Source organism: Natrinema sp. 1APR25-10V2, assembly GCF_031626495.1.
In the GTDB taxonomy this organism is placed as follows: domain Archaea; phylum Halobacteriota; class Halobacteria; order Halobacteriales; family Natrialbaceae; genus Natrinema.
In genome coordinates, this window is sequence record NZ_JAMQOJ010000003.1 from 271600 (window position 1) to 287056 (window position 15457).

Annotated in this window: 15 protein-coding genes and 1 tRNA gene; 12 read left to right on the forward strand and 4 right to left on the reverse strand. The window is 68.0% G+C overall.

The annotated features are described in order from the left end of the window. Nucleotides 1-125: 125 nt before the first annotated feature. The 7 genes from NDO75_RS10675 to NDO75_RS10705 all read left to right on the forward strand — a co-directional run bounded on the left by NDO75_RS10675 (nucleotide 126) and on the right by NDO75_RS10705 (nucleotide 8555). Nucleotides 126-199: transfer RNA gene (locus NDO75_RS10675), tRNA-Tyr, on the forward strand. Nucleotides 200-659: 460 nt separating this feature from the next. After that, a complete protein-coding gene (locus NDO75_RS10680) occupies nucleotides 660-1211 on the forward strand; it encodes a twin-arginine translocation signal domain-containing protein (protein ID WP_310906198.1) in 552 nt (183 codons plus the stop codon). A gap of 451 nt (nucleotides 1212-1662) precedes the next feature. After that, entirely contained in the window at nucleotides 1663-2427 is a 765-nt protein-coding gene (locus NDO75_RS10685; RefSeq protein ID WP_310906199.1) for an ABC transporter ATP-binding protein, read from the forward strand. Then, nucleotides 2420-3685: an FtsX-like permease family protein gene (locus tag NDO75_RS10690; protein WP_310906200.1), complete on the forward strand. Its 1266-nt coding sequence runs from the start codon at nucleotides 2420-2422 to the stop codon at nucleotides 3683-3685. Before NDO75_RS10685 ends, NDO75_RS10690 begins: the two co-directional genes overlap by 8 nt. Then, nucleotides 3682-4914, forward strand: a complete 1233-nt coding sequence (locus NDO75_RS10695) for an ABC transporter permease (protein ID WP_310906201.1) — start codon at nucleotides 3682-3684, stop codon at nucleotides 4912-4914. The genes NDO75_RS10690 and NDO75_RS10695 overlap by 4 nt, the downstream gene beginning before the upstream one ends. Before the next feature lie 111 nt (nucleotides 4915-5025). Continuing rightward, complete coding sequence (locus NDO75_RS10700; protein ID WP_310906202.1) at nucleotides 5026-5547, forward strand: hypothetical protein; 522 nt, start codon at nucleotides 5026-5028, stop codon at nucleotides 5545-5547. Nucleotides 5548-5609: 62 nt separating this feature from the next. Continuing rightward, nucleotides 5610-8555 carry a DEAD/DEAH box helicase gene (locus tag NDO75_RS10705; protein ID WP_310906203.1) on the forward strand — a complete coding sequence of 982 codons (2946 nt, stop codon included), beginning with the start codon at nucleotides 5610-5612 and terminating at the stop codon, nucleotides 8553-8555. 100 nt (nucleotides 8556-8655) lie between these two features. Here the strand turns inward: NDO75_RS10705 and NDO75_RS10710 are convergent, their stop codons facing one another. After that, entirely contained in the window at nucleotides 8656-9858 is a 1203-nt protein-coding gene (locus tag NDO75_RS10710) for a polysaccharide deacetylase family protein (protein WP_310906205.1), read from the reverse strand. A gap of 388 nt (nucleotides 9859-10246) precedes the next feature. Between NDO75_RS10710 and NDO75_RS10715 the strand changes: the two genes are divergently transcribed. Together NDO75_RS10715 and NDO75_RS10720 are read left to right on the forward strand one after the other, a co-directional pair. Then, a complete protein-coding gene (locus NDO75_RS10715) occupies nucleotides 10247-11008 on the forward strand; it encodes a protein sorting system archaetidylserine decarboxylase (RefSeq protein ID WP_310906206.1) in 762 nt (253 codons plus the stop codon). Between the two features lie 182 nt (nucleotides 11009-11190). Next, entirely contained in the window at nucleotides 11191-11466 is a 276-nt protein-coding gene (locus NDO75_RS10720) for a hypothetical protein (RefSeq protein WP_310906207.1), read from the forward strand. Nucleotides 11467-11523: 57 nt separating this feature from the next. Here NDO75_RS10720 and NDO75_RS10725 read toward each other — a convergent pair whose 3' ends face one another. Together NDO75_RS10725 and NDO75_RS10730 are read right to left on the reverse strand one after the other, a co-directional pair. Further along, entirely contained in the window at nucleotides 11524-12450 is a 927-nt protein-coding gene (locus NDO75_RS10725) for a DMT family transporter (protein WP_310906208.1), read from the reverse strand. Nucleotides 12451-12608: 158 nt separating this feature from the next. After that, the gene (locus NDO75_RS10730; RefSeq protein WP_310906209.1) at nucleotides 12609-12974 is read right to left on the reverse strand and encodes a hypothetical protein; all 366 of its coding nucleotides are present in this window, start codon (nucleotides 12972-12974) and stop codon (nucleotides 12609-12611) included. A 275-nt stretch (nucleotides 12975-13249) separates the two neighbouring features. Here NDO75_RS10730 and NDO75_RS10735 point away from each other — a divergent pair, with 275 nt between their 5' ends. The 3 genes from NDO75_RS10735 (at nucleotide 13250) to NDO75_RS10745 (ending at nucleotide 14849) form a co-directional block, all read left to right on the forward strand. Beyond that, nucleotides 13250-13891, forward strand: a complete 642-nt coding sequence (locus NDO75_RS10735; RefSeq protein ID WP_310906210.1) for a ribonuclease H — start codon at nucleotides 13250-13252, stop codon at nucleotides 13889-13891. An 82-nt stretch (nucleotides 13892-13973) separates the two neighbouring features. After that, nucleotides 13974-14432 (forward strand): DUF2240 family protein, encoded by a 459-nt coding sequence (locus NDO75_RS10740; protein WP_310906211.1) that lies wholly within the window; start codon nucleotides 13974-13976, stop codon nucleotides 14430-14432. A 24-nt stretch (nucleotides 14433-14456) separates the two neighbouring features. Beyond that, nucleotides 14457-14849: a hypothetical protein gene (locus NDO75_RS10745; RefSeq protein WP_310906212.1), complete on the forward strand. Its 393-nt coding sequence runs from the start codon at nucleotides 14457-14459 to the stop codon at nucleotides 14847-14849. A gap of 17 nt (nucleotides 14850-14866) precedes the next feature. On the opposite strand, the gene NDO75_RS10750 is transcribed toward NDO75_RS10745, so the two are convergent. After that, on the reverse strand, nucleotides 14867-15409 hold the full coding sequence (locus NDO75_RS10750) for a HalOD1 output domain-containing protein (RefSeq protein WP_310906213.1): 543 nt from the start codon (nucleotides 15407-15409) through the stop codon (nucleotides 14867-14869). Between the last annotated feature and the right edge of the window lie 48 nt (nucleotides 15410-15457).

Genomic DNA, 15457 nt, shown 5'->3' on the forward strand with positions numbered 1-15457 from the left:
GCGCGAACTACTCCCGTGTTACCACGCCTCCTATATCAATCATTCTTCCGTTCACGCTCGATTACACGTTCGCACTGCCGAGAATAATAACCCTTATGTGTACCTCGGGGGCTACGTTGGAGTGCCCGCCCTTAGCTCAGACTGGTAGAGCAGTCGACTGTAGATCGACTTGTCCCCCGTTCAAATCGGGGAGGGCGGACTTCGTTCCTCGTCGATTCGCAGCAGACACCGAATAGACCGCAGTCTTGCGATTTCGCACCGCTCGAGACGGCCGCAACTGAATGGAACACGGTCCCTGTTGGGGGGCCGCGCCATCTGGTGAATTGTGTATGACTGGGGCGGCTGGCTGACTCTGATTCGGGTCAGCCGCTGTGGGCAGCGTTTCGTCGACGAGCTCCCCGTCGCCGGCGGAGCAGCTCCGAGCGGTTTCGATGGACCTCTCGGTCACCAGCTACAGGCAGTTCTGTCGGGATATGCAGCGGTCCCCACTTGGTCGGAAGCAGTGAGCAGTCTATCGGGAGTATCGATTTCGGTCGATTCGACTCACGTCGTACACACGCAACAGGTTCGATTACCTGTGGTACCGAGAGACTATTCGGTTTGCAAGGCTGGCACTTTCCCTTCTTCATCGGCTTACTCGCTGTTGGTGGAACCTACCAATGGCTGACGATCGAACCACTCAGTTCCGCGAACGACTCAGCGATTCGCGTCGATCGTTTATGAAGAAGGGTGCGCTCGCGTCGGGTGCCCTCGCATTCGGTGCGTCCGGGACCGCGACGGCACAGGACGGCAGCGGTATATTTGGCGACCTCGACGACGCTTGGAAGGCGCTCATCGCCGTCGACAACTTCCATCCCAACGCTCGATTTACGTTCGTCTCGGGCGTCGTCGAGTGGGCACCCAACTACGGCGACGTACGGGATAGCTGGTTCTCGGAGTACAACACCTATCAGATCCGGTGGCTCAACACCGACGAGATCGTTCCGTTGTTCGTCGCCCAAGACGCGAACATCGGCGAATACGATCAGGATCTCGGCTTCATTCCCGATGCCGACGACGATCAGAACCAGCCGCAGCTGTTCGAGATGAACCGCGAGTGGACCCCCTTCAGCGATAACAACCGGTTCATCACCGTCAACGCGAGCCCCGTCGGCGAGGAAGCGGAAGACGACATCCTCGACAACGAAGACTGGTGGCAGCCGTCCAGCTAGGTGAGCGCGATCCACCCTGAGACGCTCTCTCAACCGACAGCAGAACCGATTCGATCTTTTTGACCCGGCCCGCTGACTCGAGCAGCGTCGCGTCGATTCCGGACTCACCTCGAGTGCGGCGTCGGTTCCGGCGGTCGCGTCGGGTAGCGAATCTCGGTGATGGCCGTTCCGGCCGGTGACGTGATCGCACGCTAACCTGTACGTCGCCGTTTCAACGGCCGCGCCGTCTAAAGGCCGTCCCTACTCTCGGCCCGGCTCTCGGCGACGACGAATCGCCGTCGTCGCGTTGCAGACGGTCTGCGACGGACGGAAACGCTCGTGAGCGATAGCCCCGCTCCGGTCGCGTCGTGCCGATTGTTCACCGCGAAACTCCGGTAACTGGCGGCTGGCAGGGGTAACCGGGTCGAAACAATGAGCCGGTGGGCCGTTCGCTGGCAATGAGATCCCTGGGATGTTCGATCAATCTATGCAGGATTCGCGTTCGTCGGCGACGAGGGGCGACGGCGACGAGCGCGAATCGACGGCGGCCGTTCGGCTCGAGGGCGTCAGCCACCAGTACGGTGCAACCGGTGGCCGGTTTCGCTCGAGCGACGAGCGGACGGTGACCGCGCTCCGCGACGTTTCCCTCGAGCTTCCGTCGGGGACCATCGTCGGGCTCGAGGGGCCGAGCGGGAGCGGCAAGTCGACGATTCTCCACGCCGTCGCGGGGCTGCTGGTACCGACGGCCGGGCGCGTCGAACTGCGCGGCACCGACATCACGGAGCTATCGGACGCGGAGCGAACGCGACTGCGGCGACAGCACATCGGGATCGTCTTCCAGCGGTTCCACCTGCTGCCGTCGCTGTCGGCCCGTGCGAACGTCGCGCTGCCGCTCGTACAGGCCGGTATCCCGAGAGGCGACCGGCGAGCACGGGCGGAGCGGTTGCTCGAGGCCGTCGGCCTGGGCGACCGCACGACCCACCTGCCCGGCGAACTCAGCGGCGGGGAGCGCCAGCGGGTCGCGATCGCGCGGGCGCTGTCGACCGATCCGGACGTGATCGTCGCCGACGAGCCGACGGGGGAACTCGACACGGCGACCGGCGGAGACGTTCTCGAACTGTTGACCGATATCGGGCGCGATCGGGCGGTGCTGGTCGCGTCGCACGACGATGCCACGCTGTCCGTCGCCGACCGGGTCGTCACCCTCCGCGACGGGCGGGTGGTCGGGGATGGCTGACGGCGCTGCCGGCGGTGCCGACGGCGGCCGGCGAACGCGCTGGTCGGGACTCGTTCGCCTGACGATCGCCCGGTGGTGGCAGCGAGCGACGCGGACGACGACGGGTCGAATCGTCTCGACGGTCGGGGCCGTCGCGCTGACGATCGCGCTCCTGGTGGTCGTGACCGGCGTGGCCCTGGCGCTCGCCGACGGCGGCGTCACGGGCGATGACGACGCGGCCGTCGCTATCACGCCCGAGGAGAGCGGCACGCTCTCGTCGGTCGACGGCGTCGAGGGCCCGCGACTCGGCGCGACCAACGAGCGGGCCGCAGCGATCCGCTCGAACGACGGCGTCGACCACGCCTCGCCGGCGCTGGTCGAGACGGTTCGGCTCGAGTCCTCGAGCGGCGAGGCCCGAACCGTCCGACTCGTCGGCGTCGTCCCCGACGAGGAGCCGCGGACCGTCGCGGGCCTGTCGACGGCCGGCCTCGAGTCGGGCGATCCCCACTACGCGAACGGCACGTACGACGGCCCGCGAACGGGCGAGATCGTCCTCTCGGAGACCGCGGCGGAGCGCCTCGGCGCAGAGACGGGCGACGAGCTACCCGTCTCGACGGGGCCGACGCGCTCGAGCAGTCCCTCGGTGACGGTGACAGCCGTCGCTGACGGGGGAGCGGGCGGGACCGATGCGCCGGTCGCGCTCGTCCACCTGAGCGAGCTCCAGTCGCTGTCGAGGAGCACCGACGGCGGACTCGCCGATCGGATCCTGATCTGGGGCGAGCCGTCGGCGGCGCAGTCGGCCGCCGCGGACACCTATCCCGACGCCGCGGTCGAGGTCGCCGGCACCACCGACCCGTCGTCGCTGTTCGACGACGGGCTGGCCTTCGCGACCAGCGTCATCGCGCTCGTGGTCGGCGTGACGATCTGCGCCTCGTTCGTCGCGACCACCATGGGGATGACCGTCGACGAGGATCGTCGTACCCTCGCCGTCCTCGAGTCAGTCGGCGTCCCGACTCACGGCCGCCTGGCGATCGTCGCGGTGTCGACGGGGATCACCACGCTGGTCGGCGCGCTCGTCGGCGTCGGGCTCGGTGCGGCGGGGATCGTCGGGGTCAACGCCGTCGCCGGCGCGACGGTCGCGCCCGGGGCGGTCGCGCAGTTCCACCCGGTTTTCGTCCCCTACGCGATCGCGGTCGCACTCTTCTCGGGGCTGGTCGCAGTGCCCTACCCGCTGGCGGTGGCAGCCCGAACGTCCGTCCTCGAGGAGGTGGGCCGATGAACGCGGCGGGAGCGATCGTCCGGACGCGGGCCGTCGCGGGCCTCGCGCTCGCACAGCTTCGTCGCTCGCCGGGTCGGACCGTCCTCACCGTGCTCGCGGTCACGCTGGCCGTCCTCTCGGTGACGGTGCTGGCGAGCCTCGGCGTCGGCGTCGTCGAGAAGGGCGAGCAGGGGCTCGACAGCGCCGACCGGGACATCTGGATCTCGCGGGATCCGGTCGATCCGTCCGCGAGCGGCACCGAGAACCCGATCGTCGGCGCACACGGGATGGCGGCCGAACTCACCGCACGCGAGGACATCGAAAGCGCCGCCCCGATCGCGATGTACGACGTCTACATCGGGACGAACGAGTCCGACCTGCGACGCAGTCCCGCGGTCGGCGTTCAGGAGACTCACGAGGGTTTCGACTTCGAGTCCGGCGAGGGCTTCGCAGTCGACCGGGACGTCGCCCTCAGCCCGCCCCCGGACGAGCCGCGGACGGGCGAGATCGTACTCGATCCGCGGACCGCCGCGGCACTGAACGTCTCCGTCGGCGACACCGTTTACATCGGGACGAGCCGACAGACGGCACCGAATCACGAGTTCACCGTCGTCGGCACGTCCTCGTACTACTCGCAGTATCTGGGTTCGCCGGCGATGACGGTGCCCCTGGGCGATCTGCAGGCCGTCGCCGGTACGTCGGGGACCGATCGGGCGACGTTCGTCACCGCCGACGTGACGGCCGACGCCGACCGCGCCGCCGTCGCGGACGAACTCGGTGAGGACTATCCCACGTACGAGGTCCGCACCAGCGGCGAACAGGTCGAGGGAATGCTCGAGGAGCGGACGGTCGTCCTCGCGAGCGGGGCGACGCTGGTCGGGCTGGCGATCGTCGGCGGGGTCGTCCTGACTGCCAACCTGTTCGCGCTCGTGGCCCACCAGCAGCGCGAGCAACTCGCGGCGCTGCGGGCCGTCGGACTCTCTCGGGGGGTCCTCGCCGGGACGATCGGGGCGCAGGGCCTCCTCATCGGTCTAGCCGGCGGGCTCGTCGGTCTCGCGGCGACGCCGCTGATCGTGCTCGGCCTGAACCGGTTCTCGACGGCGGTGCTCGGCTTCGAGCGCCTCCTCCAAACGCCGCCCGAGGTCTACGCCGGCGGCTTCGCGCTCGCGCTCTGTGTCGGCACGGTCGTCGCGCTCGTCGCCGGCTGGCGGGCCGGCCGGTACGCGCGCGTCGAGCATCTCGAGATCTGATGTTCGCGGTCCGTCGGACCGCCGCCGCGGCGGGCGGTCGATCGCCGTCTGCCGCCCCTCTCGACTGGTACACCCCGAACCCACTTCCCGGCCGAGGACGTACGACTCGTAATGCGAGTTCGAACACCCGCCAGCGATCGCGCGGATTCGGCGTCTAGCACGCAGTCGACGATCGACTCCTCGTCCGGTAGCCGCCTCGCCAGATACGTTCTCGTTGCCGGCGGCGTCGTCGCGCTCGCCTACGCTATCAGGCGATTCCGGGGCTCGAGCGACGACGGAGACGGCATCCAGTCCGTCGACGAGTTTCAGGAACGAGCGGCGGAAGCCGTCCCCGACGAGCTCTCCGAGCCCGTCGCGACGATTCCGATCGGGGAGCCGGGCGACGAGGCCGAACCCGAGACGCCCGCCGCGGACGAGGGCGGTGACGAGACAGAGACGAACGCGGACGTTACCGACGACGAGCGCTCGGACGAGGAGATCGCCGAGCGCGCGGAGCCGGACGTCAGCGCGGAGCCGGCCGAGCCCGGCGAGATGGCGATCGACGAGGAGGTCGCCGAGGAGCTGGTGGACGACGAAAGCGAGGCGGAATCTGAGGACGAAGGCAACGAGGAATCCGCGGCGTCCGAGGAGTAGCTTCGCTCTCGAGTGCGCCGGAAACGTGGCCCTTATCCGCCGCTCGACCCTACCGTATTTCGATGACTGACGGGGACGTCGCGGCGTTTACGCACCTCGGAGCGACGGTCCGCGGGGCGCTCTCCGAACGCGGCTTTTCGACGCCGACCGCGCCACAGCGACTGGCGATCCCGCCGCTGTCGGCCGGCGAGAACACGCTGGTGATCGCGCCCACCGGGAGCGGCAAGACCGAGACGGCGATGCTGCCCGTCTTCGACCACCTCGTGGCTGACGAGGGTGAGCCGAGCGCGGCGAGGCGATCCTCGTCGGAGGGTCCCTCCGACGGCGGCCCGCCGGAGGGCTTCGGCGCGCTCTACATCACGCCGCTGCGGGCGCTCAACCGCGACATGCGCGAGCGCCTCGAGTGGTGGGGCGAGTATCTCGATCTCGAGGTCGACGTCCGCCACGGTGACACGACCCAGTACCAGCGGGGGAAGCAGGCCGAGGACCCGCCGGACGTGCTGATCACGACGCCCGAGACCGTTCAGGCGATGCTCACCGGCGAGCGGCTGCGCGAGGCGCTGGCGGACGTCTCCCACGTCGTGATCGACGAGGTCCACGAGCTCGCCGCCTCGAAGCGGGGGGCTCAGCTCGCGATCGGCCTCGAGCGACTGCGGGACCTCGCGGGGCCGTTCCAGCGGATCGGGCTCTCGGCGACCGTCGGCGATCCCGGCGAGGTGGGGCAGTTCCTCACGGGCGGGCGGCCCTGCGAGATCCGCGAGATCGACGTGGGGAGCAACGTCGACGTGACGGTCCGCGAGCCCGAGGTGACCGCGGAGGACGAGCGGCTGGCCGGCGAACTGATGACCGAGCCCGACACGGCCAGCCACGTCCGGCTGATCCGCGACCTCGTCGCCGAAAACGAATCGACGCTGATCTTCGTCAACACGCGCCAGACCGCCGAGGCGCTGGGCTCGCGGTTCAAGGAGCTCGAACTCCCCATCGGGGTCCACCACGGTTCGCTCTCGAAGGAGGCCCGGATCGACGTCGAGGACCGGTTCAAAGCCGGCGAGATAGACGGACTACTCTGCACCTCGTCGATGGAGCTCGGGATCGACGTGGGACAGGTCGACCACGTGATCCAGTACAAGAGCCCGCGCCAGGTCACCCGCTTGCTCCAGCGGATCGGCCGCGCGGGCCACCGTCAGGACGAGGTCTCGAGGGGGACGATCGTCACGACCCGCCCCGACGATACGTTCGAGGCGCTGGCGATCGCCCGCCGGGCCCGCGACGGCGAGGTCGAGCCCGCGGCGATCCACGAGGGCAGCCTGGACGTGGTCGCGAATCAGCTGCCGGCGATCGTCCAGAGTCGCGGCGATACCTACGTCGACGAAGCCGTCGAGACCGTCACGCGGGCGTACCCGTTCCGACACGTGCCCGAGGAGACGGTCCGCGAGATCATCTCGGAACTCCACCGCAACCGGATCCTCTGGTTCGACGAGGGAGAAGACCGCATCGAGACGACGGGCGGAACCTGGCAGTACGTCTACGCGAACCTCTCGATGATCCCCGACGAGGAAACGTACGAGGTCCACGACATCGCCTCCGGCGGCCAGATCGGGACCTTAGACGAGCGGTTCGTCGTCAACTTCGCCCAGCCCGGCGAGGTGTTCATCCAGCGCGGCGAGATGTGGCGGATCGCCGAGATCGACGACGAGGACGGGAAAGTGAAGGTCAGCCCGATCGAGGACCCCGCCGGCGAGGTCCCCTCCTGGATCGGCCAGGAGATCCCCGTCCCCGCCGCGGTCGCGGGCGAAGTGGGCGAAATTCGGGCCGTGGCGGAGCCCCAACTCGAGGGAAGCGCGGGGCCACGCTCCGCGGATGACGCGAGCGGACAGCGTTCGCGAGCGCAGGGGGCCGACGCTGCCGCGGTCGGCCGCGAACTCGCGAGGCGCTATCCGGCCGACGAGTACACGTTGACCGAGGCCTGCACACAACTCGAGCGTCAGGTCGACGCCGGCGCGCCGATGCCGACGGCGGATCGACTGGTCCTCGAGCGCCAGGGCCGGACGGTCGTGCTCAACGCTCCCTTCGGGCACACGGCGAACGAGACGCTCGGCCGGATCTGCTCGGCGCTGTTGGGCCAGCGCGCGGGCTCCTCGGTCGGCCTCGAGACCGACCCCTACCGGATCGAACTCGAGGTGCCCAATTCGATCGCGACCAGCGAGGTGATCGAGGTGCTCGAAGAGACCGATCCCGACCACGTCGAGGCGATCGTCGAACTCGGGCTCAAGCGCTCGGACGCGCTCGCCTTCCGGCTCGCGCAGGTGTCGGCGAAGTTCGGCGCGTTGAAACGCTGGGAGGCGAGCGGATCGGGCCGCATCTCGAACGACCGGTTGCTCTCGGCGCTCGAGGACACGCCGATGTACGAGGAGGCGATCCGGGAGGTGTTTCACGAGGACCTCGACGTCGAGCGCGCGAGTGCGGTACTCGAGGGGATCCAGTCGGGCGAACTCGAGCTGGTGAGCCACCGCGGGCGGACGCCGGTCGGCCAGGGCGGTCGGTCGTCGGGCGGGAAAGAGCTGCTCGCACCGGAGAACGCCGACGCGAGCGTCATCAATACCGTCAGAGAGCGGATTCAGGACGACCGGGTCATCCTGCTGTGTACCCACTGCAAGGAGTGGAAGGTGAAGACGAAAGTCAAGCGCGTCCGCGACCAGCCCGAGTGTCCGGAGTGTGGCTCGACCCGGATCGCTTCGCTGAACCCGTGGGCCGACGAGGTCGTGCAAGCGGTCCGTGCCGAGGAGAAAGACGACGAGCAGCGACAGATGACCGAACGCGCGTTCCGAGCCGCGAGCCTCGTCCAGAGCCACGGGAAGCAGGCCGTGATCGCGATGGCCGCCCGCGGCGTCGGGCCGCACAACGCCGCCCAGATCATCAACAAGCTCCGCGAGGACGAGGCCGAGTTCTATCGGGACATCCTCTCGAAGGAACGCGAGTACGCGCGGACGCAGGCGTTCTGGGACTAACCGGCGGTCGCCGACGCGTCGCGACCGTACCGGGGATCGGCGATAGCGACGCCGACGGGGGTCGCTGTGACCGAGCGAAACCGTTCGCGAACGGCGGCGATCAGTCCCGGACGAACGATTCTGCTACCTCCTCCGGCCCAATTACCTCGAGGTCGCCGGCCGACTCGAGTTCACGAACGTAGCCGACCGTCTCCTCGAGGACCGAGAAGGACACCTCGTCGAGCTGGCCGAACGCGAGCGACGTGATGCCGCCCATCCGCGCGGTGAGCGCGAGGGCCGATCGCGCCGTAGCGGCGTCCGGACCGGTGATCCGCGTACAGAGGTGCGGGTTCGTGGCGATTCCCTGCGACGGATAGCGGCCGGCGAAGGCGAGGTCGTGGTGGTCCGCGACGGCCTCGAGCGCGTCCCCGTCGTACTGCCCCAGCGGGTAGGAGAAGTACTGGGCACCGTCTTCGAAGCCCTCGTCCTCGAGCCACGCCTTGGCGTCGCTGATCTCCGCCCCGGGGTCGTACTCCGACGATCCCGTGAGCGCGAGCCCGTGCATCGAGTGGCTTCCGATCGTCCAGCCGGCGTCGGCGAGTTCGTCGAGTTGGTCGCGGACGAGGTGGTCGCCCTCGGCGCGCTCGTCCTCGCGGATCCGACTCGGGGTGACGAACGAGACGGCGGAATAGCCGTGCTCCTCCAGGACCGGCAGCGCGCCCGTGTAATCCGTCTCGTAGCCGCCGTCGAACTGGAACAGGACCTTCCCCGTGTCCGGCGCGGGGACGAACCGGAGGTCGTCGATCCACACGGCACCCTTGTCGTCGTCGCCCGTCCAGCGGAGGATCTGTATCTCGCGCACCGCGCTCAGGTCCGGCTCGCCGTCGACGGTCGCGACGCCGAAATTGTGCTGTACGAGCGGTGTTCCGCTGTGAGCGCGCTGTCTAAAGACCAGTCGGTTCCCCGCTTCGTCGAGCAGTTGCACGACCATATCGGCCTCGTGTTCCGTCGCGACCGCCAGGCTCGGTCGCAGTCCCGAGAGATCGCGCGGCTCGGAGAACTCCCGGACGATCCGGACCTGATCGTCGTCGCCCGACTCGAGTTTCGCTGACTGCGAGCCGGTGTAGGCGCGCTCCGCGTCCGCGGTGACCGTCCCGATCGGCGCGGACCACGCCTCGAGCGTTTCGAAGTCGTCGAACGGCTCGGCGTCCTCGTCGCTCGAGTCCGTCCGTCCTCCGTCGGGATCGTCGCCGGACTCTTCGGTACTGGAGCAACCGGCTACGGCGGCTACCCCCGCTGCACTGAGATACGTTCGTCGTTTCATCTCCGGTGACCGCCCCCGCGACGGACCGCCGTATTGTTATTCTCGATTGCCAACGGTGAGTTTCCGTCGCTAGCTCGAGCGAAACGGGCTCGAGACGGGTTCCTTGTCCCGAACGCGGTCGACTCCCCCGAAACGACGCGACCGACCGTCGTCGGTGTCGCGTACTCGCCGACTATCAGCTTTGTATCCGTGCAACGACCGTTTGTAGCCCCCTAGCGCACTGGGTCGCACCCGTTACCGACGTAACTCGTTCCGTATCGAGAGTCGATCGGTGCGCATACGGACCCCTCTCTGTCGTCTGGATCGTTCCGGTGACTCCCCCGATACGCGTCTGCCCTGCGGTTAGGGATCCGTAACGGCCATACGACGCGGCCTCGTCACTTCGTCCATGAAATTCGCACCCGGGGCCTGGAAGTACGCCATCCTTCCGCTGCTCGCCGCCCCGTTTGCCTTCATCATCAGCGTCACGGCGAGCCTCGTCGCGCTCGCGCTCGGCGTCGGCACCCTCGCGTTCTTCCGCGATCCGGACCGCACTCCGCCGCCGACCGGCGTCGTCTCGCCCGCCGACGGGACAGTCTCCGTCCTCCGCGAAGAGGATGACCGCGTCCGACTGGGCGTCTTCATGAACGTCTGGCACGTCCACGTCGTTCGCGCTCCCTTCGCCGGCCGCGTCGCCGACGTGGAACACGTCTCCGGCGCGAACCGGCCCGCGTTCTCGAAGGAGTCCGACCGCAACGAGCGGGTTCACCTCCGCCTCGAGACGGATTCCCCGAACCTGCCCGCTGCGGGCGACGAACGGGGCGAGACGCTCGCGGACGACGGCGGCGAATCGGTCGCTGACGACGGGTCGACGCTGCCCGAAGACCCGGTCGGCGACGCCGAAGTGACGCTGATCGCCGGCGCGTTCGCCCGCCGCATCCACCCGTACCTCGAGCGCGACGACACCGTCGAGCGCGGCGACCGGATCGGCCACATCGCCTTCGGCAGCCGCGTCGACGTCCTCTTTCCGCCCGAAGTCGACCTCGCGGACGTCGCGGTCGAAATCGGCGACTCGATGACCGCCGGAGAGACCGTCGTGCTCGAGTCGACGGTCGGTAAACCGGACAGGGCGTTCGATCTCGAGTCCGATGCCGGCGGCCGGGACGAGTAATCCGATCGCGACGGCTCCCATCGGTCGCGGTGCTTCCGGGGCGGACCGCGACCAACCGACCTTTTCGCAGTAAACGACGCGTTCAGTTCGGTCGGACTCGGCTGAATCCGTTCGAACCGATCGAAACGGTCGGCTCGGTATTTGGGGGATCGCCGACAACGAAATCACTAGCAGCACCTCCGATGGCGAGTCCACCATCCCTCTCCGATCAGCGGTCGGCCAGTTCGAACCCGCCGAGCGACCGCCGCGACGATGAGTCCGGTCGCCTCGAGCGAGCGGCGCCGGGGCTCGCCACCCCGATCCGCGCGGTCGGGTTCTGGGCGGCGATCGCAATGCCGATCCTCTATGTGCCGCTGCTCGCGACTGGACTGTCCTCGTCGCTCGACGGAGTACTGTTTCTCGCGCTGATCGTCGGCAACCTCCTCGCGCTGTACGTCGGCCACGCGCACCGCCGGTAGCACCGCTCGTCGAGTCCCGACCTCGGGGCCGGCACGGACCGCTCGTTCGACGGCCGATCACTCGCTCGAGCCGGTCGATCGCACGCCGTCGATCTCCCGCCGGATCGCTCGCCGCTTGACGAGGAGGAAGCCGACCGCGATGAGTCCGAACCCGGCCAGCGCCGTCGCGTCGACGACCTCGCCGAGATAGAGCCAGCCGACCACCGCGGTGACGACCGGGGCGACGTACGACACCATGTTGATCTCGACGGGCCCCAGTCGCTCGAGGAGATCGAAGTAGATGAGAAAGCCGACCGCGCTCGCGCCGACCGACAGGTACGCGAGCGCGCCGATGGCCTCGGGCCGTGCCCACGCGGCCGGTTCGACGGGCTCACCGATCGCGAGGCTCACGAGGTGCAGTGCGATCGCGCCGCCGAGCATCGACCAGGCCTCCATCGTTTCGATCGGCAGCGAGGCGTCGATCCGGCGAGTGAGAACGCTCCCGAGGGCGAACGCCGCCGCGGCGCAGAAGACGAGCCCTTTCGCGACGACGTCGATCGCGAGCAGATTCGACGGATCGGGTCGGACGATGACGCCGACGCCGACGAGACCGACGGCGACGCCGGCGACGCCGACCGCCGAGAGGGCGTCGTCCGGGACCAGAAGCCGCGCGAAGCCGGTACTCAGGACCGGCGAGAGACTCACCAGAATCGCGGCCGCTGCGGCCGTCGTGTTCTGCTGTCCGACGAACAGGAACGCGTGATAAGACGCGATTAACAGGAGCGCGCCGACGGCGATCTGGGTCCAGTCGGCGCGGTCACGCGGTCGCCAGATATCGACGGTAGACGCCGCGTAACCGAGCATCAGTACGCTGGCGATATCGTATCGCAGCGCTGCGAACAGGATCGGCGGGACGTGCGAGAGGCCCGCACTGATCGCGACGAACGCCGACCCCCACAGCGTGGCGAGGAGCAGGAATAGGGCGAGGTTTCGGTATCGGCTCACGGAGAGCGTCGCGGTAGGAGTGTCCTATCGGTTTCGATTTCGAACGCATTCAGCGGCAGCAACGGACTGGTTGGCGGATAGAGACGACAGCGGATAGAGACGATACCGGAGGACGTATGGAGGGAGATCGGCGGCCGAGCGCCGGTCGATGGACCGACTCAGAGCGGGGGCCGTTCGCGAATCTCGAGCTCGTCTTCGGTCTGTCTGAACTGCTCGAGCAACGGTTTGACGTCGTCGAATCCGTCCTCGAGGACGATGTCGCCGCTCCGAAGATCGTAGTCGATAATGTCGTAGTCGGCGAGGCGCGGCAGGTGGTTGTGGACTAGCGAGACGTACACTCGCTGCCGGGTCTCCTTGTCGATCTCGACGGCACGGACGTCGAGTTTCCAGGCCGCGACCTGCGTGACGAGATCCTCGATGTTCGCCGTTCTGTCGGTCGCTAACTGATAGAGCAGATACCGACGTTCGGACTCCGCGAGCAGCGAACAGGCCGCCTCCATCCGACTGGCGCTCGTCTGGTTCATATCTCCCCCAAGCACCCAGTGGTATTACACCTACTGCCAACACAGATTGGGTCCCGATCGATCGGTCGTGTTCCCGGCGGAAACCAAAACCGGAAATTCGGATATTGTGTGCCCTTTGGCGCGATATTCGGCTGATCTGATCAACCCGGTTGACGTTTTCTTTCTCGAGAACGAGTATAGAAGTATATTACGTCGACCGACCCGGCCCGTGACATACATTGTCATTTGTTATCACGGACAACATAATTAAGTGGGTGACTGGCCTACACGGGTATATGGCCGCTCACGGCCGGCCCGCACTGCGGGACCTGTTCGACGAGTCGCCCACACCCCACATCGCCCATCCCCCTCGGACCCACCATCGTGACTTCTACGTCGCTACCGACGGGTCCTTCCGGGATTCGGGCGGTGGGCTGGGGGCCGTCATCGAAACGCGCGACGGCACCCGCGTCGCACGCGTCGCGACCGCGGACGCGCCGCCGGACAACAACGTCGCCGAATATCGGGCGCTGCACCTCGGCCTCGACGTCCTCGCCGCTCGAGCGCCGCGGGATGCCTCGGTCGGCGTACTGATCGACCACGACGTGCTCGCCAGCAACGTCAACAACGCGATCCTCGCGACCCAGCACCCGGACGGCAAATCGCCCCGACCGGTCTCGGTCCCGGCGGCGACGCGGTATCACTGGCGCGGCATCCAGGCCCGTCTCAGCGGCTTCGAGGCGGTCCGGGCCGCCCGCATCGACAGCGATCAGAACCCCGCGCATCCGCTCGCGAACGCGCCGGAGCAGTACCGCCACGTCAACCGGGAACCCGAACGCTGCGTCCTCCCGGAGACGCCCGAACCGACCGCAGCCGAGTTCCCGCCGCCGTCCCGTGCCGACCGGAACGGCGGTGGCGGCGGCCGCGCGTCCGACTGATCGCCGCTGGCCGACACCCCTTTTCCGCTCGATTCGCTCGGAACCGCCATCGTTTTCTCGCCCCTCGAGAGAGTCGTCTCCGATGAGCCTTCGCGTCGCGGTCGCCGCGCCGTTCATCCAGAACGGCACCCGTCGCCTCAAGGAAAACGAGTTCGTCGTCGCCCTCTCGCTCGATCGGGACTGGTTCTCCCCCGACCAGGCCAAGCGACTGATCGACGTCGCGACCGGAGAGGGGCTGCTCGAGCGCGACGACGACGGCCTCGCGGTCACGTTCGACCCCGGCGAGGTGACGGTCCCCGAGGAGTTCGTCCCCGACGAGGACCTCCTGCGAGAGCGGTCGGCGTTCGAACGCGTCCTCGACTCGCTGGTCGCCGAGGGCATGGAGAAACACGAGGCCGTCGGCGCTATCAACGCGCTGCAGGGGGAACTCGAGCTCACGATCGAAGCCGCCGCGGTCGTCTACGCGCGCCGTCAGGGGATCGCGGTCGACGACCTCGCGCCGGTCGCCCGCGAGGCCGTCCTCGACACCGAAGACGGTTAATCCCCGGCGCGCCGACCGACTCGCATGGTCGAGGACCGGATCACCGACGGCCGCCGGATCGCCGAACTCATCTCGAGCGAGATCGACGGCCGCGAAGACGGCGAACTCGCGCGCTTTTCGGTAACGAACGCCGACAGAGACGTCGAGCCGACGACAGACGGCGCTCGCGCCTACGACGTCACTCGGGACGGCGACCGGCTCGCACGCGCGTTCGTCCACGAAGACCGCGCCCGCCTCGAGTTCGAGGACGGCCAAGACGCGGCCGCCGAGGCGGCGGCCGAGGTCGATCTCCGGGTGCGCCCGAAGGCGACGACGCCCCCGCGGACGCTCGTCTTCGTCGAGAGCGGGGCCGAAGTCAAACGTTCGACGGACGTGTTACAGACGGTGAGCCGACGGCTCGAGGACGGCGACGACTGACGAAGTGGGCGGCTCGGTCAGACGCTCGGCGTCTCGGTGACCGAATCTACGTATATCGTTCCCGTCGCGGTCACGGAAACGTCGCATTCGCAGTAGCGGAACTCGACCGCGCTCGCTCCCTCCTTCCCCGGCGGAGGCGGGTTCAGGACTCGCTCCAGCGCTTCGGGATCGACGGCATCGTACAACGGGTCCATCGACGTCGGTTCGGCTCCCGTTTCGGCAGTGACCGCCTCGACGAGCGACGGACAGATGGGACTGTCGCGGTGCCACTCGTGCGCACGACCGTCGGGCTCACCCCGATCGTCGCCGTTCGGTGAGACGGTTACCGCTCCGGTGCTGCGTACGTCGACGCGGCGGCCGAGATACGTGAACTCGACCCGACCAGCGGTGTCCTCGCGTCCGTCGAAGAGCGCTTCCAACGCGTCGGGATCGATCGCGTGGTACAGGGGCGGAATCTCTACGGGCGATGCGTCGACGGTGCTGGCCGCTTCCGATACTACTGTCTCACAGATGGTGGCATATTCGGGTGATGAGGGCTGACTCGGGGCGGTATCGATCATGGTGCTCTCATCGACTGTAGCGTATCAGCCCGGATACCGGTATTGACT